The sequence below is a fragment of the Xanthomonas chitinilytica genome (assembly GCF_026107455.2).
GTDB lineage: Bacteria > Pseudomonadota > Gammaproteobacteria > Xanthomonadales > Xanthomonadaceae > Stenotrophomonas > Stenotrophomonas chitinilytica.
On sequence record NZ_JAPCHY010000004.1, the window covers coordinates 37,334 to 57,657 of the forward strand.

18 protein-coding genes are annotated in these 20,324 nt (G+C 69.6%); 16 read left to right on the top strand and 2 right to left on the bottom strand.

The window, feature by feature from the left end:
* The first annotated feature begins 265 nt into the window (after positions 1-265).
* Entirely contained in the window at positions 266-751 is a 486-nt protein-coding gene (locus OK345_RS05895; protein ID WP_265127003.1) for a hypothetical protein, read from the top strand.
* Between the two features lie 27 nt (positions 752-778).
* On the top strand, positions 779-1,564 hold the full coding sequence (locus OK345_RS05900) for a pseudouridine synthase (protein ID WP_265154800.1): 786 nt from the start codon (positions 779-781) through the stop codon (positions 1,562-1,564).
* Between the two features lie 470 nt (positions 1,565-2,034).
* On the opposite strand, the gene kbl is transcribed toward OK345_RS05900, so the two are convergent.
* Positions 2,035-3,234, bottom strand: a complete 1,200-nt coding sequence (gene kbl, locus OK345_RS05905) for a glycine C-acetyltransferase (RefSeq protein WP_265127004.1) — start codon at positions 3,232-3,234, stop codon at positions 2,035-2,037.
* 258 nt (positions 3,235-3,492) lie between these two features.
* On the opposite strand from kbl, the gene OK345_RS05910 reads away from it, so the two are divergent.
* The 7 genes from OK345_RS05910 to OK345_RS05940 all read left to right on the top strand — a co-directional run bounded on the left by OK345_RS05910 (position 3,493) and on the right by OK345_RS05940 (position 10,699).
* Positions 3,493-4,911 carry a porin gene (locus OK345_RS05910; protein WP_265127005.1) on the top strand — a complete coding sequence of 473 codons (1,419 nt, stop codon included), beginning with the start codon at positions 3,493-3,495 and terminating at the stop codon, positions 4,909-4,911.
* An 18-nt stretch (positions 4,912-4,929) separates the two neighbouring features.
* Positions 4,930-5,952 carry a sulfate ABC transporter substrate-binding protein gene (locus OK345_RS05915; RefSeq protein ID WP_265127006.1) on the top strand — a complete coding sequence of 341 codons (1,023 nt, stop codon included), beginning with the start codon at positions 4,930-4,932 and terminating at the stop codon, positions 5,950-5,952.
* A complete protein-coding gene (locus tag OK345_RS05920; protein ID WP_265154799.1) occupies positions 5,949-6,989 on the top strand; it encodes a sulfate ABC transporter substrate-binding protein in 1,041 nt (346 codons plus the stop codon). Before OK345_RS05915 ends, OK345_RS05920 begins: the two co-directional genes overlap by 4 nt.
* Before the next feature lie 3 nt (positions 6,990-6,992).
* Complete coding sequence (gene cysT / locus OK345_RS05925) at positions 6,993-7,862, top strand: sulfate ABC transporter permease subunit CysT (protein WP_265127007.1); 870 nt, start codon at positions 6,993-6,995, stop codon at positions 7,860-7,862.
* Positions 7,859-8,821 carry a sulfate ABC transporter permease subunit CysW gene (cysW, locus tag OK345_RS05930; RefSeq protein ID WP_265127008.1) on the top strand — a complete coding sequence of 321 codons (963 nt, stop codon included), beginning with the start codon at positions 7,859-7,861 and terminating at the stop codon, positions 8,819-8,821. Before cysT ends, cysW begins: the two co-directional genes overlap by 4 nt.
* Positions 8,822-8,834: 13 nt before the next feature.
* Complete coding sequence (locus tag OK345_RS05935) at positions 8,835-9,896, top strand: sulfate/molybdate ABC transporter ATP-binding protein (protein ID WP_265127009.1); 1,062 nt, start codon at positions 8,835-8,837, stop codon at positions 9,894-9,896.
* 104 nt (positions 9,897-10,000) lie between these two features.
* Positions 10,001-10,699 (top strand): TorF family putative porin, encoded by a 699-nt coding sequence (locus OK345_RS05940; protein ID WP_265127010.1) that lies wholly within the window; start codon positions 10,001-10,003, stop codon positions 10,697-10,699.
* A gap of 166 nt (positions 10,700-10,865) precedes the next feature.
* Here the strand turns inward: OK345_RS05940 and tdh are convergent, their stop codons facing one another.
* Complete coding sequence (gene tdh, locus OK345_RS05945; RefSeq protein ID WP_265127011.1) at positions 10,866-11,900, bottom strand: L-threonine 3-dehydrogenase; 1,035 nt, start codon at positions 11,898-11,900, stop codon at positions 10,866-10,868.
* Between the two features lie 147 nt (positions 11,901-12,047).
* On the opposite strand from tdh, the gene OK345_RS05950 reads away from it, so the two are divergent.
* The 7 genes from OK345_RS05950 to purF all read left to right on the top strand — a co-directional run bounded on the left by OK345_RS05950 (position 12,048) and on the right by purF (position 20,314).
* Positions 12,048-14,213 (top strand): S46 family peptidase, encoded by a 2,166-nt coding sequence (locus OK345_RS05950; RefSeq protein WP_265127012.1) that lies wholly within the window; start codon positions 12,048-12,050, stop codon positions 14,211-14,213.
* A gap of 166 nt (positions 14,214-14,379) precedes the next feature.
* Entirely contained in the window at positions 14,380-15,024 is a 645-nt protein-coding gene (locus OK345_RS05955; RefSeq protein ID WP_265127013.1) for a histidine phosphatase family protein, read from the top strand.
* Positions 15,025-15,083: 59 nt separating this feature from the next.
* On the top strand, positions 15,084-15,695 hold the full coding sequence (locus tag OK345_RS05960) for a hypothetical protein (RefSeq protein ID WP_265127014.1): 612 nt from the start codon (positions 15,084-15,086) through the stop codon (positions 15,693-15,695).
* Positions 15,692-16,954, top strand: a complete 1,263-nt coding sequence (gene folC, locus OK345_RS05965) for a bifunctional tetrahydrofolate synthase/dihydrofolate synthase (RefSeq protein ID WP_265127015.1) — start codon at positions 15,692-15,694, stop codon at positions 16,952-16,954. The genes OK345_RS05960 and folC overlap by 4 nt, the downstream gene beginning before the upstream one ends.
* 65 nt (positions 16,955-17,019) lie before the next feature.
* Positions 17,020-17,997 carry an SPOR domain-containing protein gene (locus OK345_RS05970; RefSeq protein ID WP_265127016.1) on the top strand — a complete coding sequence of 326 codons (978 nt, stop codon included), beginning with the start codon at positions 17,020-17,022 and terminating at the stop codon, positions 17,995-17,997.
* 76 nt (positions 17,998-18,073) lie between these two features.
* Complete coding sequence (locus OK345_RS05975) at positions 18,074-18,817, top strand: CvpA family protein (RefSeq protein ID WP_265127017.1); 744 nt, start codon at positions 18,074-18,076, stop codon at positions 18,815-18,817.
* 30 nt (positions 18,818-18,847) lie between these two features.
* Complete coding sequence (purF, locus tag OK345_RS05980; RefSeq protein ID WP_265127018.1) at positions 18,848-20,314, top strand: amidophosphoribosyltransferase; 1,467 nt, start codon at positions 18,848-18,850, stop codon at positions 20,312-20,314.
* The last annotated feature ends 10 nt before the right edge of the window (positions 20,315-20,324 follow it).

A 20,324-nucleotide genomic window follows, 5' to 3' on the forward strand; every position in this document is an offset into this window, starting at 1 on the left:
GTCCATCGGTCGCGACTGACGTCGCTCCTACAAGGAGCGGCAAGTGGTTGTAGGAGCGACGTCAGTCGCGAGCTTTTCGAGCAGCTGCGGACATGTATTGCCGGAGAGCCCGCCCCGTATCCGGGAAACGGCATGCGTGAGCTGCGTAGCAGTTTGGACCCGGCACGCACCGGGTTTGTCGCCATCGCCATCGACAATGGTTGAAAGCCTGTCGGGGCCTGCCTACACTCGCCGCGTCCGTCCTCGTCCCAATGGAAGTATCCCGATGCTGCGTATTGCACTGGCTGGCGCGTTTGGCCTGGCCCTGATTCCCGTCGCCCACGCAGCCGTGGATTGCTCGGCCGCCAGCATCAAGCCGGTGGCGCTGCCGGCGACCGTGATCGCACCGGTCGCTGCGGAACTGCACACCCGTCAGGGCCAGTTGGGAATGCCGGCCGGCGTGCTGACGTCCAATTTCAGCCAGGAGCAGTCGCTGGACCAGGTGCTGATGCGCCTGCGCGTGGACGGCTGCCAGAACATCGCCAGCGCGGTGCCGGCCGGTCCTGCGATCAATTCCAACGATCCGGCCGCCTACAAGCCGCGGACCGAATTCGACAATACCCCCTGGCGCTTCGACATGAGCCAGGGCGGCAAGCGCATGACCGCCGAGGAGTTCGACGCCTGGATGAAGGCGCGCGGCGTGCGCGTGGTGAAGGCGCGTCCGGCCGCGGTCGAGGCCGCTGCCGAGGCGCCGCCGGTGGAAACCAAGTAAGGCCCCGCATAGCGGGGATTTCCTGAAGTGAATGCCGGGCGGCCACCACCACGCCGTGGAGGCGCGCGCCGTGCCGCCGTGCCGGGCGAAGCGCGCCATGGGCTGGCGCGGGTGCTGTCCAAGGCCGGCCTCTGTTCGCGCACGCAGGCCGCGCAGTGGATCGCCGATGGCCGGGTGGCAGTGGACGGGCGCGTGGTCCGGGACCCCGAGTTCCCGGTCCGCCGCGACCGGCAGCAGGTGACGGTGGACGGTGTGGCGCTGGGAGCCGGCGCTCGCATCTACCTGATGCTCAACAAGCCCCGCGGACTGGTGACCACCGCGCACGACGAGCAGGGGCGCGACACGGTGTACCGCTGTTTCGACGGTGCGTCGCTGCCCTGGCTGGCGCCGGTCGGGCGGCTGGACAAGGCCAGCGAGGGCCTGCTGCTTTTCAGCAACGACCCGGAATGGGCGGCCAGGCTGACCGACCCGTTGACCGGCCCGCAGAAGACCTATCACGTACAGGTGGACGCGATTCCGTCGCCGGCGCAACTGCAGGCGATGCGCGAGGGCGTGGTCGACGACGGCGAGCGGCTGGCCGCCAGCGCGGTCACGCTGTTGCGCAGCGGCGGCAAGCACGCATGGCTGGAAGTGGTGCTGGACGAAGGCCGCAACCGGCATATCCGCCGCCTGCTGGCGGCCTTCGATATCGGCGTGCTGCGGCTGGTGCGGATAGCCATCGGCCCGCTTCCGCTCGGCGACCTGCCCAAGGGCCAGTGGCGCGAGTTGAGCGGCGACGAGGTGCGCGCGCTGGACGGTGGTACCACCGGCTGATTCCTTCGTGCAGTGGCCGGGAGCGGAAGCCCGAACCGCGAACCGCGCCAGGCTCCGCGTTCCGCACGCGGGCTTCCTTGGAGCGCGGTGCCAGCGGGTACGGGACGGTTCGCGGTCGGCCCGGCGTGCCGATCATGCGCCTGGCGGTGGCGGTGCTGGCGGGGCGCAGGAGTGCCATCGTGGCGGGCATGTCGCCGGCGGCGATAACGAAGGGCGACCGGGATCCCTGCGGCGGCCACCGCTTCCACGGGCAGCGGGATGGGGTTGCCGGCTGCAAGCCGACGGATTCGACGCCCGGATGGAGGCCGGCGGCATCCGCGCCGCCAACGGCAAGTCGCCGTCGAAGGCCGCGCCGGCGCTGCTGGCCAGCAAGAACAGGCCACGCTCCGGCACGAGCGTGAAGAGCAGAGGGACAAAGGCGCCGCGGTTGCCCGTGGCGCCTTCGCGCTTTTCTGCATACGCGAGGAGGATCAGCCGCCGATCACGCCCAGCTCGCGACCGATGCGGGTGAAGGCATCGATGGCGCGGTCCAGGTGCTCGCGGGTGTGTGCCGCGCTCATCTGGGTGCGGATGCGCGCCTGGCCCTTGGGCACCACCGGGAAGAAGAAGCCGATGGCGTAGATGCCTTCCTCCAGCAGCCGCTGCGCGAACTTCTGCGCCAGCGGCGCGTCGTACAGCATCACCGGGCTGATCGGGTGCACGCCGGGCTTCACGTCGAAGCCGGCGGCGGTCATCTTTTCGCGGAAATACGCCGTGTTTTCGGCCAGCTTTTCGCGCAGGTCGCCGGCGGCGTCGAGCATCTCGAACGCCTTGATGCCGGCGGCCACCACGTGCGGCGGCAGCGAGTTGGAGAACAGGTAGGGGCGCGAGCGCTGGCGCAGCAGTTCGATCACCTCGGCGCTGGCGCAGGTGAAGCCGCCCAGCGCGCCGCCCATCGCCTTGCCCAGGGTGCCGGTGATGATGTCGATCTTCTCCAGCACGCCCTTGACCTCGGCCGAGCCGCGGCCGCTGGCACCGAGGAAGCCGGTGGCGTGGCATTCGTCGATGTGCACCAGCGCGCCGTACTTTTCCGCCAGCGCGGTGATCTCATCGAGCGGGGCGATGAAGCCGTCCATCGAGAACACGCCGTCGGTGGTGATCAGCTTGGTCCTGCAGCCGGCCGCGTCGGCCGCCTGCAGCTGCGCTTCCAGGTCGGCCATGTCGCAGTTGGCGTAGCGGAAGCGCTTGGCCTTGCACAGGCGCACGCCGTCGATGATCGAGGCGTGGTTGAGCGCGTCGGAGATGATCGCGTCGTTCTCGCCCAGCAACGGCTCGAACAGGCCGCCGTTGGCGTCGAAGCAGGCGGCGTAGAGGATGGTGTCGTCCTTGCCGAAGAAGCGGGCGATCTGCGCTTCCAGCTGCTTGTGCAGGTCCTGGGTGCCGCAGATGAAGCGCACCGAGGCCATGCCGAAACCGTGGCTGTCCAGCGCGTCCTTGGCCGCCTGGATCAGGTCCGGATGGTCGGCCAGGCCCAGGTAGTTGTTGGCGCAGAAGTTGAGCACCGTGCGGCCGTCGTCGAGGGTGATCTCGGCCGACTGCGGGCTGGTGATGATGCGCTCGGACTTGAACAGGCCCTGGGCGCGGATGGCGTCCAGTTCGTCGGCATAGTGCTGGGTCAGGGAGGCGGACATGGCAGGGAGGCGGTGGGAAAGGGCCTCATTTTAGGTCCTTCGTCCATCCACGGGGGGCATCCCCGGGTCTGTCCGGAAAGCTCGCGACGGGCGGGTATGGCTCCGGAGCCTGGCGAACCGCCGTGGCGCCTCCTGCCATGGCGTGGGGTTTATGCGGATAAGGCATGAACCCCGTCCCTCAAGTCATTTCCCCCGGGCTTTGTGCGTGCGCAGCATCGCGTTTCCGGCCGCATGCGGCCATCGCACGGGGAATGCGCAATGCGGACGATACCGGCAGGCAACAGGGCGAAGGGTGCGCGGGCGTGGCTGGTGGGCGCGCTGGCCTGTTCGCTGGTTGCCCCGGTCTTCGCGCAGGAACGGCCGACCGTGGAGCAGCTGCAGCAGCGGCTGGAAGCGCTGGAGCGCCGCTTCGGCGGCGCCGCGCAGACCGCCGACGGCAACGAACTGGATCTGGCAACGCTGGACCAGCGCCTGCGCGCGCTGGAGCGCAACCTGGAGCTGCAGGAGGAGGCGCGCGTGGCCAAGGCCAAGGAAGCGCCGGTGGTGACCGTCGGTGCGGGTGGCGCGGCGGTCAAGTCCGGGGACGGCGCCTACGAGTTCAAGCTGCGCGGGCTGGTGCAGGGCGACGCGCGTTTCTTCCAGGACGACGACCAGGTGCCGGCCAACGATTCCTTCCTGCTCCGCCGCGTCCGCCCGACCCTGGAAGGATCGCTGGGCAAGCTGGTCGGGTTCCGGATCACCCCCGAGTTCGCCGGCGACAGCGCCACCGTGGTCGATGCCTACGTCGACCTGAAGTTCGACCCGGCCTATACGCTGCGCGCCGGCAAGGTGAAGGGGCCGGTCGGCCTGGAGCGGCTGCAATCGGGCAACGCCATCGCGCTGATCGAACGCGCGTTCCCCACCGAGCTGGCGCCCAACCGCGAACTGGGCGTGCAGTTGCAGGGCGTGCTGGCCGATTCGAAGTTCAACTACGTGGTCGGCGTCTACAACGGCACGGCGGACGGGCGCGACGGCGCCAGCAGCAATTCCGACGGCAATTTCGAGTACGCGGCGCGGCTGTTCTTCGAACCGCTGCCGGGCATCGGCTTCGGCATCGCCGGCAGCACCGGCGACAAGGAAGGTACCGGCAACAATTTCCTGCCGCGCTACCGCACCCAGGGCCAGCAGCAGTTCTTCAACTACCGGGCCGCGGTCGCCGCCGACGGTCGCCACACCCGCCTCTCGCCGCAGGGCTACCTGTACCGCGGCCCGTTCGGGCTGCAGGCCGAGTACATCCGCTCGAAGCAGGAGCTGGAGCTGGCCGGCAACCGCGCCGACCTGGAGAACAGCGCCTGGCAGGCCACCGCCAGCTGGGTGCTGACCGGCGAGGAGGCGAGCTACCGCGGCGTGCGCCCGGCCAGCCCGTTCAAGCCCGGCGGCAACGGCTGGGGGGCGTTCGAACTGGTCGGCCGCTACGGCGTGCTGGACGTGGACGACGGCGCCTTCCCGCTGTTCGCCGACCCGGACGTCGCCGCGACCCGGGCCACCGAATGGGCGCTGGGCCTGAACTGGTACCTCAACAGCAACCTCAAGCTGGTCGTGAACTACCTGCATACCCGCTTCGACGGCGGCGCCCTGGCCGGCGCCGATCGCGAGGACGAGAAGGCGGTGTTCTCCCGCCTGCAAGTCGCCTTCTGACCGAACCGGAGCCATCCCATGAAAGCCCAGCATTTCAAGTCGCACCTGCGCGTGGCCCTGGCCGCCTTCGCGTTGACCCTCGCCTTCGCCGCCGGCGCCAAGGATCTCAAGCTGCTCAACGTCTCCTATGATCCCACCCGCGAGTTCTACCGCGAGTTCAATGCCGCCTTCGCCCAGCACTGGCAGCAGAGCAAGGGCCAGAAGGTGAACATCGAGACCTCGCACGGCGGTTCCGGCAAGCAGGCGCGCGCGGTGATCGACGGGTTGGAGGCCGACGTGCTGACGCTGGCGCTGGCCTACGACATCGATTCGGTCGCCGAGCGGGCCAAGCTGTTCCCCGGCAACTGGCAGTCGCGCCTGCCGGAGAACAGTTCGCCGTACACCTCGACCATCGTGTTCCTGGTGCGCAAGGGCAACCCGAAGAACATCCGCGACTGGCACGACCTGGTGAAACCGGGCATCTCGGTGATCACGCCCAACCCCAAGACCTCCGGCGGCGCGCGCTGGAACTACCTGGCCGCCTGGGCCTATGGCCTGAAGATCTTCAAGGGCGACGAGGCCAAGACCCGCAACTTCGTCGGCGCGCTGTTCAAGAACGTGCCGGTGCTGGATACCGGCGCGCGGGGTTCCACCACCACCTTCGTCCAGCGCGGCATCGGCGATGTGCTGCTGGCCTGGGAGAACGAGGCGTTCCTGTCGATCGAGGAACTGGGCCCGGACAAGTTCGACATCGTGGTGCCGTCGCTGTCGATCCTGGCCGAGCCGCCGGTGGCGCTGGTCGACCGGAACGTCGACAAGCACGGTACCCGCGAGGCGGCGCAGGCCTACCTGCAATACCTGTACTCGCCGGCGGGGCAGAAGCTGGCCGCCAAGCACTACTACCGGCCGCGCCATCCCGAGCTGGCCGATCCGGCCGACGTCGCCCGGTTCCCGAACGTCGAACTGGTGACCATCGACGGCGTGTTCGGCTCCTGGGCCAGGGCGCAGCAGGTGCATTTCTCCGATGGCGGCGAGTTCGACCGGCTGCAGGCGAAGAAATGACCACGCTGCCGATCGTCGCCAGCGGGAATCGCGGCATGAACCCAAGGCGCTGGCTGCGGGCGCTGGCGATCGCCTCGGTGCTGGCCGCCGGCGCCGTCCAGGCCAAGGACGCGACGCTGCTCAACGTGTCCTACGACGTCGCCCGCGACGTCTACAAGGACCTGAACCCGGTGTTCGTCGCGCAGCAGAAGGCCGCCGGCAGGACGGTCGTGGTGGAGCAGTCGCACGGCGGTTCCAGCAAGCAGGCGCGCTCGGTGATCGACGGCCTGGAAGCGGACGTGGTGACGATGAACAATCCGCTGGACATCGACCAGATCGCCAGGGCCGGGCTGCTGCCGGCGGACTGGGCCGGGCGCCTGCCCAACCACAGCGCGCCGTCGTGGTCGACCATCCTGTTCCTGGTGCGCAAGGGCAACCCCAAGGGCATCCGCGACTGGGTCGACCTGGTGAAGCCCGGCGTCGGCGTGATCCTGCCCAACCCCAAGACCTCCGGCAACGGCCGCTACAGCTATCTGGCCGGCTGGGAGTGGGCGCGGCGCCAGGCCGGCGGCAGCGACCGCGCCGGGCAGGACTACGTGCGCAAGCTGTTCGCCAACGTGCCGATCCTGGACACCGGCGGCCGCGGCGCCACCACCAGCTTCGTCCAGCGCGGCATCGGCGACGTGCTGCTGACCTTCGAGAACGAGATCGGCCTGCTGCGCGCCGAACTGGGCGGCGCCGACTACGAGGTGGTGGTGCCGTCGCTGACCGTGCGTGCCCACAACCCGGTGGCGCGGGTGGACAAGGTGGCGGGCAGGCATGGCAGCACCGAGCTGGTCGATGCCTACCTGCACTTCCACTACAGCGAACCGGCGCAGGCGATCTTCGCGCGCAACCACCTGCGTCCGGTCGATGCCGAGGTGCTGCGCCGGCATGCGGGGCGCTTCCCGGCGGTGGAAGCGTTCCGCGTCGAGGATGCGTTCGGCAGCTGGGAAGCGGCGCAGGCCCGGCATTTCGCCAACGGCGGCGTGTTCGACCAGATCTACGCGGTGCGCTGAGTCATGGGCAGCACCGCGATCGATGTACGCAAGTACCGGGCGCCACGCCGGCGGCGGGTGGTGCCGGGCTTCGGCCTGAGCCTGGGCTACACGCTGACCTGGCTGAGCCTGATCGTGCTGATCCCGCTGGTGGGCGTGTTCGTCTATGCCGGCCAGCTGGGGCCGGCGGAGCTGTGGCGGATCTGGACCGAGCCGCGGGTGCTGGCGGCGTTGCGGGTCAGCTTCGGCACCGCGCTGGCCGCGGCGGCGTTCAACGCGCTGATGGGCACCTGGGTGGCGTGGGTGTTCGTGCGCTACCGTTTCCCCGGCAAGCGCCTGTTCGACGCGATGATCGACCTGCCGTTCGCATTGCCGACCGCCGTGGCCGGCATCGCCTTGACCGCGCTGTATGGGCCCAGCGGCTGGATCGGCCGCTGGCTGGAGTCGGTCGGCATCAAGGTCGCCTATACCCCGCTGGGCATCACCGTGGCGCTGGTGTTCATCGGCCTGCCGTTCGTGGTGCGGGTGGTGCAGCCGGTGCTGGCCGAGGCCGAGCGCGAGCTGGAGGAGGCCGCGGCCACGCTCGGCGCCAGCCGCTGGCAGATCGTGTGGCGGGTGATCCTGCCGGGACTGTGGCCGGCGGTGCTGGCCGGCTTCGCGCTGGCGTTCGCGCGCGGGGTGGGCGAGTACGGCTCGGTGATCTTCATCGCCGGCAACCTGCCGCACGTGTCGGAGATCGCGCCGCTGCTGATCACCATCAAGCTGGAGGAATTCGACTACGCCGGCGCCACCGCCATCGCCGCGTTGATGCTGTTGCTGTCGTTCGCGCTGCTGCTGGCGATCAACACCCTGCAGTCGCGACTGGCGCGTACCGGTAAACGGAGGGGCGGATGAGCGAGGCCATTTCCGCGGTGATCGCCGCGCTGCCGGAGGACACGGGCGTGGACGCCGGCGACAGCCACCGGCGCAGCGCCGGCTCGGCCGTCACCGAGCCGGTGTGGGTGCAGGTGCTGCTGGTGCTGGGCGCGCTGGGCTTCCTGCTTTCGTTCCTGCTGTTGCCGCTGCTGCTGGTGTTCATCGAGGCGCTGCGCGGCGGCACCCAGGCGTTCCTGGCCGCGGTGTCCGAACCGGATGCGCTGGCGGCGATCAGGCTGACCCTGCTGGTGGCCGCCATCGCGGTGCCGCTGAACCTGGCGTTCGGCGTGGCCGCGGCGTGGACGGTCAGCAAGCACCAGTTCCCCGGCAAGCGCTGGCTGGTGTCGCTGATCGACCTGCCGTTCGCGGTGTCGCCGGTGGTGGCCGGCCTGGTGTTCATCCTGATCTTCGGCGCGCAGGGCTGGGCCTGGCCACTGATCGACGAGGGCGTATCGCTGTCGCTGCCGCTGGTCGGCGAGTTCACCGTGCAGCTGCCGAAGGTGGTGTTCGCCTTGCCGGGGATCGTGCTGGCCACGATCTTCGTGACGTTCCCGTTCATCGCGCGCGAGCTGATGCCGTTGATGGAGCAGCAGGGCGTGGACGAGGAACTGGCCGCGCTGAGCCTGGGCGCCAGCGGCTGGCAGACGTTCTGGCGGGTGACCCTGCCCAACATCCGCTGGGCGCTGCTGTACGGCGTGCTGTTGTGCAGCGCACGCGCGCTGGGCGAGTTCGGCGCGGTGTCGGTGGTGTCCGGGCATATCCGCGGGCGCACCAACACGCTGCCGCTGCACGTGGAGATCCTCTACAACGAGTACGCCTACAGCGCGGCGTTCGCCGCCGCGTCGCTGCTGGCGCTGACCGCGCTGGTGACGCTGGCGTTGAAGTCCTACCTGGAATGGCGCCACGGCGAATCGCTGGCCGCCAACCACCGACACTGACGGGGCAAGGCCGATGGGCATCAAGATCGAACACCTGAGCAAGCGCTTCGGCGCGTTCGCCGCACTGGACGATGTCAGCCTGGACGTGCGCCAGGGCGAGCTGCTGGCGCTGCTGGGACCGTCGGGATCGGGCAAGACCACCCTGCTGCGCGCCATCGCCGGACTGGAGCACGCCGACAGCGGCCGCATCCTGTTCGACGGCGAGGACGCCACCGGACTGAGCGTGCAGGCGCGGCGGGCCGGCTTCGTGTTCCAGCACTACGCGCTGTTCCGGCACCTGGACGTGCGCGACAACATCGCCTTCGGCCTGCAGGTGCGGCGCGGCCAGGCGCGCTGGCCGAAGGCGCGGATCGCGGCCAGGGTGGACGAACTGCTGTCGCTGGTGCAGCTGGACGGACTGGGCGGGCGGTATCCGGCGCAGCTGTCCGGCGGGCAGCGCCAGCGGGTGGCGCTGGCGCGCGCGCTGGCCATCGAGCCGCGCGTGCTGCTGCTGGACGAGCCGTTCGGCGCGCTGGATGCGCAGGTGCGGCGCGACCTGCGGCGCTGGCTGCGCGAACTGCACGACCGCACCGGCCTGACCACGCTGTTCGTCACCCACGACCAGGAAGAGGCGCTGGAGCTGGCCGACCGCGTGGCCATCCTCAACCACGGCCGGATCGAGCAGGTCGGGTCGCCGGCCGATGTCTACGACCGGCCGCGCTCGCCGTTCGTGTACGGCTTCGTCGGCGAGGCCAACCGGCTGCCGGCACGGCTGCGCGAAGGCCGGCTGTCGGTGGCCGGCCGCGACTGGCCGGCGCCGGAGGTGCCGTTGCCCGACGGGGAACTGGAAATCTACGTGCGCCCGGAAGACCTGGGCGTGGGCGAGGACGGCTGGGCGGCCACGGTGGTGGCGGTGCAGCGCAGCGGGCCGCGGGTGCGGATGCGGGCCAGGCTGCAGGCCGATCCGGCCGAGGTGGACCTGGAGCTGCCGGCCGGGGCGCCGGCCTACGCCCCGGGCACGCCGCTGCAGCTGGTGGTGCGGCGCTACGGGGTGTTCCCGGCGGCCGCGCAGGGCGGGGGCGAACTGCCGTATTGACGGCGGGGATTGTTGCGTCGCAATATCAGGTCGGTTAAAAAATCGTGAACCGGTTCGCCGGTCCACGGCAGCGCCTCCCGCCCGCCACCCACCTGGAGATTCGCATGATGCATAGCAAGCGTCTTGTCGCTGTTGCCTGCGCCGTCCTGTCGTCCGCCTCGTTCGCCGTCCTTGCGCAGGAAGAAACCTCGTCTCCGATCAGCTGGGAAATCGGCGCGGTGTCCGACTACGTGTTCCGCGGCGCCTCGCAGACCGACGAGAACCCGACCGGGCAGGCCGGCATCACCTATACCGCGCCGTTCGGCCTGTACGTGGGCACCTGGGCCTCGGGTGTCGATTTCGGCGACGGCGACCCGGACTTCGAGGTGGACTACTTCGTCGGCTACGGCTTCGACATCGGCGACAGCGTCAACTTCGACGTGATGCTCAACCGCTATACCTATCCCGGCGCCAGCGAGCTCAACTACAACGAGCTGATCACCACCACCAGCTTCGCCGAGAACTACAGCCTGACCGTGGCCTACAGCAACGACGTATGGGCCAGCGATACCGACGGCTGGTACTACGGCATCGGCGGCGAGTGGGGCCTGCCCAACGACTTCAGCCTGTCGGCCAGCATCGGCCGCAGCACGTTCGACAGCGGCGTGGCCGAGGACTACACCGACTGGGGCGTGGGCGTGAGCAAGAGCTTCGGCATCGTCAGCGTGGGCCTGAACTACTACGGCACCGACAGCAAGGGCGACACCAACTTCGGCAAGCTGGCCGACGACCGCGTGGTGCTTTCGGTGAAGGTCTCGCAGTAATCCCGGGCACCGCTGCCGGACACGGAAAAGGCGCCGCAGGGCGCCTTTTCCATGTCCGAACCTGCCCCTGCAGGAGCGACGTCAGTCGCGACAGGGGCCTTGCCGATGAATCTTGCACGAGGCCCCTGTCGCGACTGGCGTCGCTCCTGCAGGGGCCGGCGGGCGATCAGTTCCAGCTCAGCACCACCTTGCCGGCCTTGCCCTGTTCCATCAGGTCGAAGCCTTCCTGGAACTTGTCCACCGGCAACTGGTGGGTGAGCACCTTGCCGAGCGGGAAGCCGGACAGCACCAGCTGGGTCATCTTGTACCAGGTCTCGTACATCTTGCGGCCGTAGATGCCCTGCACGGTCAGGCCCTTGAAGATGATCTTGTCCCAGTCGCAGCCGGCGCCCTTGGGCATGATGCCGAGCATGGCGATCTTGCCGCCGTGGTACATGCAGTCGAGCATGTCGTTGAACGCGCGCGGGTTGCCGCTCATCTCCAGGCCGACGTCGAAGCCTTCCATGTGCAGGTCGGCCATCACGTCCTTCAGCGAGGTGTTGGCGACGTTGACCACGCGGGTGGCGCCCATGTCGGCGGCCAGCTTCAGGCGGAAGTCGTTGACGTCGGTGACCACCACGTTGCGCGCGCCGATGTGCTTGCAGATGCCGGCGGCGATGATGCCGATCGGGCCAGCGCCGGTGATCAGCACGTCCTCGCCGATCACGTTGAACTCCAGCGCGCAGTGCGCGGCGTTGCCGTAGGGATCGAAGAACGCGGCCAGCTCCGACGGGATCTGGTCCGGGATCGGCCACAGGTTGCTGGCCGGCATCACCATGTATTCGGCGAAGGCGCCGTTGACGTTGACGCCGATGCCCACGGTGTTGGGGCACAGGTGCGGACGCCCGCCGCGGCAGTTGCGGCAGTGGCCGCAGACGATGTGGCCCTCGGCCGACACGCGCTGGCCGATCTCGTAGCCGGTCACCGCCGAGCCCAGCGCGGCGACGCGGCCGACGAACTCGTGGCCGATGGTCAGGCCCGGCTTGATCGTGCGCTGGCTCCACTCGTCCCACAGGTAGATGTGCAGGTCGGTGCCGCAGATGGCGGTCTTCTCCAGCTTGATCAGCACCTCGTTGGGTCCCGGGACGGGGACCGGCACTTCCTCCATCCAGATGCCCTTGGTCGCTTCGCGCTTCACCAGCGCCTTCATTGTCTGTGCCATTGCCGGCCGGTCCGCAGATAGGAAAAGAACGCCGATTATATGCTTTCACCTGTAACCGCCGCCCTTGCCGGGCATGGCCAATGGCACGCTCGGTGGCGATGGTTGCCAGCGTTACAATCGCCGGTTCCATCCATAGGGGGTCGCTCGATGCGCTCGAACCTGCTTGCCTTCTCCATCGTCGCCAGCCTCGGGCTGGCCCAGCTCGCCCATGCCGCCGAAGGCATGTGGGTGCCGCAGCAGCTGCCGGAAATCGCCGGTCCGCTGAAGCAGGCCGGCCTGGAGTTGTCCCCCGAGCAGCTGTCCGACCTGACCGGCGACCCGATGGGGGCGGTGGTGGCGCTGGGCGGCTGCACCGCCAGCTTCGTCTCGCCGCAGGGCCTGGTGGTGACCAACCACCACTGCGCCTATGGCGCCATCCAGCTGAACTCGACCGCCGAGAACAACCTGATCAAGGACGGCTTCAACGCCCCGGCGCCGAAGGACGAGCTGAGCGCCGGCCCGAACGCCCGCGTGTACGTGCTGGACCAGATCACCGACGTGACCGAGCAGGCCAGGGCCGCCATCGCCGCCGCCGGCAACGACCCGCTGGCGCGCACCCGCGCGCTGGAGGCCTTCGACAAGGCCCAGGTGGCCGCGTGCGAAGCCGAGGAAGGCTTCCGCTGCCGCCTGTACAGCTTCTCCGGCGGCAACGTCTATCGCCTGTTCAAGAACCTGGAGATCAAGGACGTGCGCCTGGCCTACGCGCCCCCGGGCAGCGTGGGCAAGTTCGGCGGCGACATCGACAACTGGATGTGGCCGCGCCACACCGGCGACTTCGCCTTCTACCGCGCCTACGTCGGCAAGGACGGCAAGCCGGCCGCGTTCTCCCCGGACAACGTGCCCTACCAGCCCAAGCGCTTCCTGAAGTTCGCCGACCAGCCGCTGGGCGCCGGCGATTTCGTGATGGTGGCCGGCTACCCGGGCTCGACCAACCGCTACGCGCTGGCCAGCGAGTTCGACAACACCGCCAGCTGGACTTACCCGACCATCGCCCGCCACTACCAGGCGCTGATCGACCTGATCGGCAAGGCCGGCGAGCAGGATGCCGACGTCAAGGTGAAGTACGCCGCGACCATGGCCGGCCTGAACAACACCGCCAAGAACTTCACCGGCCAGCTGGATGGCTTCAAGCGCATCGACGCCGCCGGCCAGAAGCATGCCGAGGAAGCGGCGGTGCTGGCATGGCTGAAGAAGCAGGGCAGCCAGGGCCGTGCCGCGCTGGCCGCGCACGCCAAACTGATTTCGCTGAACGACAAGGCCAAGGCCACCCGCGAGCGCGACCTGATCGTGGGCCAGTTCAACAACACCGGCGTGCTGTCGGCGGCGATCAACCTGTACCGCCTGTCGCTCGAGCGCAGCAAGCCCGACGCCGAGCGCGAGTCCGGCTACCAGGAGCGCGACCTGCCGTCGATCGAGGGCAGCCTGAAGCAGATGGACCGTCGCTACGTGGCGAAGATGGACCAGCAGCTGCAGGGCTACTGGCTGAACCAGTACGTGGCGCTGCCGGCCGACCAGCGCAACAACGAAGTGCTCAACCAGTGGCTGGCCGGCAACGACGCCGCGGCGGTCGAGGCGCTGGTCGGCAAGCTGTCGGGCAGTGCGCTGGGCAGCCTGGACGAGCGGCTGAAGTGGTTCGCCGCCGACCACGCCGCGTTCGAAGCCAGCGACGATCCGGCCATCCAGTACGCGGTGGCGGTGATGCCGGCGCTGCTGGAGCAGGAGCGGGAGCGCAAGACCCGCGCCGGCGAAGCACTGCAGGCCCGCCCGCTGTACCTGCAGGCGCTGGCCGACTACAAGAAGAGCCAGGGCGAGTTCGTGTACCCGGACGCCAACCTGTCGCTGCGCATCACCTTCGGCAACGTGATGGGCTACGAGCCCAGGGACGGCGTGGCCTACACCCCGTTCACCACGCTGGAGGGAGTGGTCGCCAAGGAAACCGGCGCCGATCCGTTCGATTCGCCGAAGGCGCTGCTGGATGCGGTCAAGGCCAAGCGCTACGGCGGCCTGGAAGACGAGCGCCTGGGTTCGGTGCCGGTCAACTTCCTGTCCAACCTGGACATCACCGGCGGCAACTCCGGCTCGCCGGTGCTCGACGCCCGCGGCCGGCTGGTCGGCCTGGCCTTCGACGGCAACTGGGAATCGGTCAGCTCCAACTGGGTGTTCGACCCGATCATGACCCGCATGATCGCGGTCGACAGCCGCTACATGCAGTGGATCATGCAGGAAGTGGCCCCGGCGCCGCAGCTGCTGAAGGAACTGGGCCTGGCCAGGTAAGGCCGGCGCTTCGACCCCGGGCGGCGGCGCAGGCCCCGCCCGGGATTCGCCGGCGGGGAAGTGCCGGTCGGCCGGCTCAGCGGCCACCCCTGTTGCGGCGCGGTATCATGCCGCTCCCTCCGCGCTGGCGCGGAGAGGCCTCCCTTCCCAACGGAATCATCGCTGCATGCGCATCCTGCTTGCCCGCCACGGCGAAACGCCGTGGAACGCCGAAGGCCGCTACCAGGGCCAGATCGACATTCCCCTTTCGCCGATCGGCGAGGCGCAGGCCAAGGCGCTGGGCGAGCGGCTCAAGTCGGTGGATATCACCCGGGCAGTGGCGTCGCCGCTGTCGCGCGCGCAGGCCACCGCGAAGTTCGCGCTGGGCGGCGAGCGCGAGCCGATGCTGTTGACCGAGCCGGACCTGCAGGAGATCGCCCACGGCGAGTGGGAGGGCCTGCTGGCCAGCGAGATCAACGACAAGGATCCGGCCCGCCTGCGCGCCTGGCGCGAGGAGCCGGACACCGTGCTGATGCCCGGCGGCGAGTCGCTGCGGCAGGTGCTGGACCGCAGCTGGCGCGGGCTGGCCAAGGCCGCCGAAGGCCTGGGCGACTCCGACACGCTGCTGGTGGTGGCCCACGATGCGGTCAACCGCGTCATCCTGTGCAGGGTGCTGGGCCTGCCGATCGCCCGGCTGTGGACCTTCCGCCAGGCGCCGACCACGCTCAACCTGCTCGAAGGCCCGGACATGGACAGCCTGGAAGTGGTGCGCCTGAACGATTGCGCCCACCACACCCCGTTCTTCGGCGAGGCCAAGCACCGGGCGTTGTGAGCCGGGTGCGATCGCGCATATCGGCCGGTGCATGCGGCCATCGCCGGAAACGATAGACGGTGGACTGGAAACACGTGTGGTTCGGCCGCCTGCGGCCACGCTGGCAGGATGTCGTCGCCAACGTCGGCGCGCTGCTGGTCGTGGCGCTGTGCGTGCACGGCATGGCGGTGACGTTCTTCCCGGCCGGGGTGCTGGCGGGCGGGCAGGGGATGGCGCTATGCCTGATGGGGGGCGTCGTCCTGCACCTGGCGATGCTGCACGTGGCGCGCAGCTCGGGCCGTCTCGCGGCGCTGCGTGCGTTGGGCAGGGCGCAGTACCGACTGTACTTGGTATCGGCGCCGGTGGTGATCGGTTTCGTCCTGTGGCTGCTGCTGGCCAACAGCCTGCCGTGGACGTTCACCCGCCTGCTGGGGCAGCCGCATGCCGAAACGAGAAGCATGCGGCTGGCCGAATCCAGCAGCGACAGGCTGTGCCGCTGGCAACTGCGCGATAGCATTCCCCAGGCGTCGCGGCGACGACTGTGCGTGGACCGTCGCTTCCACCAGCAGCACCGGGAACGCTCCCCGCTCCAGGTGCGGCTGCTGGGCCGGCGCTCGGTATTCGGATCAACCGTGGAAACCATCCAGGCGCTGGGCGCCGCTGGCATGGCAAGCGAACAGGTGAGTGAATGACGCTGGACCAATGGCTGGCTTACATCGAGCAGCAGCACCCGCAGAACATCGAACTGGGCCTGGAGCGCGTGCGCGGGGTGGCCGCGCGCATGGAGCTCGGCCAGCCGGCCGCACGCACCATCGTGGTGGCCGGCACCAACGGCAAGGGCTCGACCGTGGCCTTCGTCGAGGCCATCGCCCGCGCCGCCGGCTGGAAGGTCGGCTGCTACACCTCGCCGCACCTGCTGCGCTACAACGAACGCGTGCGCATCGACGGCGCCGAGGCCGACGACGCGGCGCTGGTGGCCGCGTTCGAGGCGGTGGAGGCCGCGCGCGGCGACACCGCGCTGACCTATTTCGAATACGGCACGCTGGCGGCGCTGTGGCTGTTCCAGCAGTCGGCGCTGGACCTGGCGGTACTGGAAGTGGGGCTGGGCGGGCGACTGGACGCGGTCAACATCGTCGATGCCGACGTGGCGGTGATCACCACCGTCGACATCGACCACAGCGACTGGCTGGGCGAGGACCGCGAAAGCATCGGCGCCGAGAAGGCCGGCATCATCCGCGGCTGGAAGCCGGTGGTGCTGGGCGAGATCGACCCGCCTTCCAGCGTGCTGCGGCGGGCCTACGTGCTGGGCGCCAATGCGATCCGCTTCGGCAGCGACTTCTTCGCCGAGCCGCTCGAGGGCGGCCGCTGGCGCTGGCGCGACGTGTCGTTCCGCATCGAACTGCCGCAGCCCGCGCTGTGGGCGCCGGTGCAGCGCGCCAATGCCGCCGCCGCGATCGCCGCGCTGCGCGCGCTCGACCGGCCGGTACCGAAGGCGGCCTGGGCCGCGGGCATCGCTTCGGCGCAGGTCGCCGGTCGCCTGCAGGCGTTCCTGCGCGACGGCGTGGAGGTGCTGGTGGATGTCGGCCACAACCCGCAGGCGGCGCGCGAGCTGGCCGTGGCGCTGAAGGCGCGGCCGGCGGCCGGTGCCACCGTGGCGGTGTTCGCCGCGCTGGCCGACAAGGACGTGCGCGGCGTGGTCGAGGCGCTGCAACCGCAGGTCGTCCGCTGGCAGCTGGCCGGACTGGAAGGCGAGGGCGGGCGCGGACAGTCCGGCCAGGCCCTGCGCGAGCGGTTGCAGGGCACCGCCGCGGCCGCCGCACCGGTGGCCACGGACGTGGCCCAGGCATTGGAACAGGCGCTGGCCGGCGCGCGGCCGGGCGACCGGGTGCTGGTGTTCGGTTCCTTCCATACCGCGGCGGCGGCGTTGCGCCTGCTCCGTTCAGCTGGCTGAGGTCGCGGGCCGGCCGGGCCGCTTATAATCGCCAAGGCATTCCGCCGCGCCGCTAGCAAGCTTCTGTGGATACTTCCCTGAAACAGCGACTGATTGGTGCCATCGTTCTGGTGGCTTTGGCCGTGATCTTCCTGCCGATGCTGGTCAAGGGACCGGCGCCGGACAGCGGGGTGAGGGACGTGCCGCTGACGGCGCCCGAGGCGCCTGCCGGCGGCCAGTTCGAGACCCGCGAATTGCCGCTGGTGACGCCGGCCGGCGCCGCATCGGGCGGGGCGACGGGCATGCCCGCCGGCGTGCAGCCGTTGCAGGACAACCCCGATGCCGCCGACCTGGCCGGCAACGACGACGGCCAGGCGCTGCCGCCGGCCACCGCCGCCGGCAACTACGCGGTCAACTTCGGCGCCTATGCCAGCGAGGCCGATGCCGATGCGGTGATCGCCTACCTGAAGAAATCGCAGCTGCCCGGCTTCAGCCAGGCCGACACCATCAACGGCCGCACCGCGTGGCGGGTGCGGATCGGACCGTATGCCGACCGCGCCCAGGCCGAATCGGTGCGCCTGCAGGCGACCAAGCTGCGCAGCGACGTCAACGCGCAGGTGGTGACGCTGGATGCCGACGCCGCGGCGCCGCCGGTACGCAGCGAACCGCTGCCGCCGGAACCGGCCCGGCCGGTGGCGGCAACCACGCCCAAGCCGGAGCCGGCCAAGCCTGCCCCGGCCAGGCCCGAGCCGCCCAAGGCGGAGCCCAAGCCGGCGCCGGCCACCACCAAGCCCGCCGTCGCCGCACCGGCGGCACCGGCCGCCAGCAACGTCGGTTTCGCCGTGCAGCTGGGCGCGTTCTCGCAGGCGGCCGACGCCAACGCGCTGCGCGACAAGGCGCGCGCGGCCGGCTTCAGCGCCTTCGTCGAGCAGGTCCGTACCGACAAGGGCACGCTGAGCCGGGTCCGGGTCGGGCCGGTCGCCAACCGGGCCGAGGCCGAGCAGCTCAAGGCGCAGGTCGCGGCCAAGGTGGGCATTGCCGGCATGGTGCGGCCGCACCCTTGAACGGGATGCTGCACCCGCCGTCGTTGCCGGAGGCCGGACGGGCAATACCGGTGGAATCGAGCATGGAGTGCTGCGGATGATCGACCTGGTGCTGATGGTGGTGATCGGGGTCTCGGCCCTGCTCGGGCTGATGAAGGGTTTCGTCGGCATCGTCGTCGGGACCCTGTCCTGGCTGTTGTCCGGCTGGGCCGCGTTCCAGTTCGGCGACACCACCGCGCGTTGGCTGGCCGAGGGCGGCCAGCCGTCGATGACCCACTACCTGGGCGGCTACGCGCTGACCTTCGTCGCGGTGCTGGTGGTGGTGGTCATCCTCGGGATGGTGCTGCGCAGCGCGCTGGAGGCGACCCGGCTCAACAGCACCGACCGGGCGCTGGGCTTCGGCCTGGGGGTGCTGCGCGGTGGCTTGTTCGGCAGCGTACTGGTGCTGCTGATGGGCTTCACGCCGTTGCCGCGCGAGGCCGCTTGGCAGCAGTCGAAGCTGCTGCCGGTGCTGCTGCCGGGCGCCGACTGGATGCGCGCGCAGTTGCCGGACCTGTCCATGCCCGACGTGGACCTGCGCGGCCTGCCGGAAATGGACTTGGGCAAGTTGCCGATGGCAGGCGATAATGCCGCATTGAACGAAATGGTAGCGGGCAGCGGGTTGCAGGAAGCGATGTCGAAGGTGCTGGGACAGGGCCGCAACGACGCCGCAGGCCAGGCCAACCCACAGGATCCGGCACGGGTGCTGCCCTCCAACATCGACCCGGCGCAGGTGCGCCCGGGTCAGCCCGACCCGGCACGGGTCGAGTCCTCCGGCCAGGCACGGCCACCTTCACAGTAATCGGGCACAGCCCCGCGGAGATCGCGCAAGATGTGTGGCATCGTCGGTATTGTCGGCAACGAAAACGTCGCCGGGCAGCTGTATGACGGCTTGACCGTCCTCCAGCATCGTGGGCAGGACGCGGCAGGCATCGCCACCGCCGACGGCACCCGCTTGCGCGTGCAGAAGGCCAACGGCCTGGTGCGCGACGTGTTCGACGAAAAGCGCATGTCGGTGCTGAAGGGCCGCATCGGCATCGCCCACGTGCGCTACCCGACCGCCGGCTCGGAAGGCATGGACGAGGCGCAACCGTTCTACGTCAACTCGCCCTACGGCATCGCGCTGGCGCACAACGGCAACCTGATCAACACCGAGGCGCTGCGCCAGCAGGTGTTCGAGGCCGATCGCCGCAACATCAACACCGATTCGGACAGCGAGGTGCTGCTGAACGTGTTCGCCTACGAGCTGGACGCGCAGCGCATGCTCACCCCGGAAGCGGCGATCCGCGCCGTGGCCGGCGTGCACCGCCGCTGCAAGGGCGGCTACGCGGTGGTCAGCGTGGTGCTGGGCCTGGGCCTGGTGGCGTTCCGCGATCCGCACGGCATCCGTCCGCTGGTGCTGGGCAAGCGCGAGGGCGAGGGCGGCGACGAGTACATCGTCGCTTCCGAATCGGCGGCGCTGGACATCCTCGGCTTCACCCGCGTGCGCGACGTGCGCCCGGGCGAGGCGCTGGTGATCACCGCCCGCGGCGAGCTGTTCTCCGAGGTGTGCGCCACCGACACCCGGCATTCGCCGTGCATCTTCGAGTACGTGTACTTCGCGCGCCCGGACTCGATGATCGACAACGTCTCGGTGCACAAGGCGCGCATGCGCATGGGCCAGAAGCTGGGCGAGAAGATCCTGCGCCTGCGCCCGGACCACGACATCGATACCATCATCCCGATCCCGGACACCTCGCGCGACGCCGCGCTGGAGATGTCCAACGTGCTGGGGGTGAAGTACCGCGAGGGCTTCGTCAAGAACCGCTACGTCGGCCGCACCTTCATCATGCCGGGGCAGGGCGAGCGGGTGAAATCGGTGCGCCGCAAGCTCAACCCGATCCACCTGGAATTCCGCAACCGCGTGGTGCTGCTGGTGGACGACTCGATCGTGCGCGGCACCACCAGCCAGCAGATCGTGCAGATGGCGCGCGACGCCGGCGCGCGCAAGGTCTACCTGGCCAGCGCCGCGCCGCCGGTGCGCTATCCGAACATCTACGGCATCGACATGCCCTCGGCCGACGAGCTGATCGCGCACGACCGCAGCGTCGAGGAGATCGAGAAGATGCTCGGCTGCGACTGGCTGATCTACCAGGACCTGGAGGACCTGGAAGCGGCGGTGCGCGAGGGCAACCAGGAGTTGCCGGAATTCGATTCGTCCTGCTTCACCGGCCAGTACGTGACCGGCATCGAGCCGGGCTACTTCGAGCGCATCCAGCAGCTGCGTTCGGACGACGCGAAGAACAAGCGCCGCGCCTGAGGCCGCGGTG

What these genes read in the sequence shown, in the direction of transcription:
- folC (WP_265127015.1), top strand. Translation starts at nt 15,692, where the DNA reads ATGACGCTGGACCAATGGCTGGCTTACATCGAGCAGCAGCACCCGCAG.
- cysT (WP_265127007.1), top strand. Translation starts at nt 6,993, where the DNA reads ATGGGCAGCACCGCGATCGATGTACGCAAGTACCGGGCGCCACGCCGG.
- OK345_RS05955 (WP_265127013.1), top strand. Translation starts at nt 14,380, where the DNA reads ATGCGCATCCTGCTTGCCCGCCACGGCGAAACGCCGTGGAACGCCGAA.
- OK345_RS05920 (WP_265154799.1), top strand. Translation starts at nt 5,949, where the DNA reads ATGACCACGCTGCCGATCGTCGCCAGCGGGAATCGCGGCATGAACCCA.
- tdh (WP_265127011.1), bottom strand. Translation starts at nt 11,900, where the DNA reads ATGGCACAGACAATGAAGGCGCTGGTGAAGCGCGAAGCGACCAAGGGC.
- kbl (WP_265127004.1), bottom strand. Translation starts at nt 3,234, where the DNA reads ATGTCCGCCTCCCTGACCCAGCACTATGCCGACGAACTGGACGCCATC.
- OK345_RS05935 (WP_265127009.1), top strand. Translation starts at nt 8,835, where the DNA reads ATGGGCATCAAGATCGAACACCTGAGCAAGCGCTTCGGCGCGTTCGCC.
- cysW (WP_265127008.1), top strand. Translation starts at nt 7,859, where the DNA reads ATGAGCGAGGCCATTTCCGCGGTGATCGCCGCGCTGCCGGAGGACACG.
- purF (WP_265127018.1), top strand. Translation starts at nt 18,848, where the DNA reads ATGTGTGGCATCGTCGGTATTGTCGGCAACGAAAACGTCGCCGGGCAG.
- OK345_RS05915 (WP_265127006.1), top strand. Translation starts at nt 4,930, where the DNA reads ATGAAAGCCCAGCATTTCAAGTCGCACCTGCGCGTGGCCCTGGCCGCC.
- OK345_RS05910 (WP_265127005.1), top strand. Translation starts at nt 3,493, where the DNA reads ATGCGGACGATACCGGCAGGCAACAGGGCGAAGGGTGCGCGGGCGTGG.
- OK345_RS05895 (WP_265127003.1), top strand. Translation starts at nt 266, where the DNA reads ATGCTGCGTATTGCACTGGCTGGCGCGTTTGGCCTGGCCCTGATTCCC.
- OK345_RS05940 (WP_265127010.1), top strand. Translation starts at nt 10,001, where the DNA reads ATGATGCATAGCAAGCGTCTTGTCGCTGTTGCCTGCGCCGTCCTGTCG.
- OK345_RS05975 (WP_265127017.1), top strand. Translation starts at nt 18,074, where the DNA reads ATGATCGACCTGGTGCTGATGGTGGTGATCGGGGTCTCGGCCCTGCTC.
- OK345_RS05950 (WP_265127012.1), top strand. Translation starts at nt 12,048, where the DNA reads ATGCGCTCGAACCTGCTTGCCTTCTCCATCGTCGCCAGCCTCGGGCTG.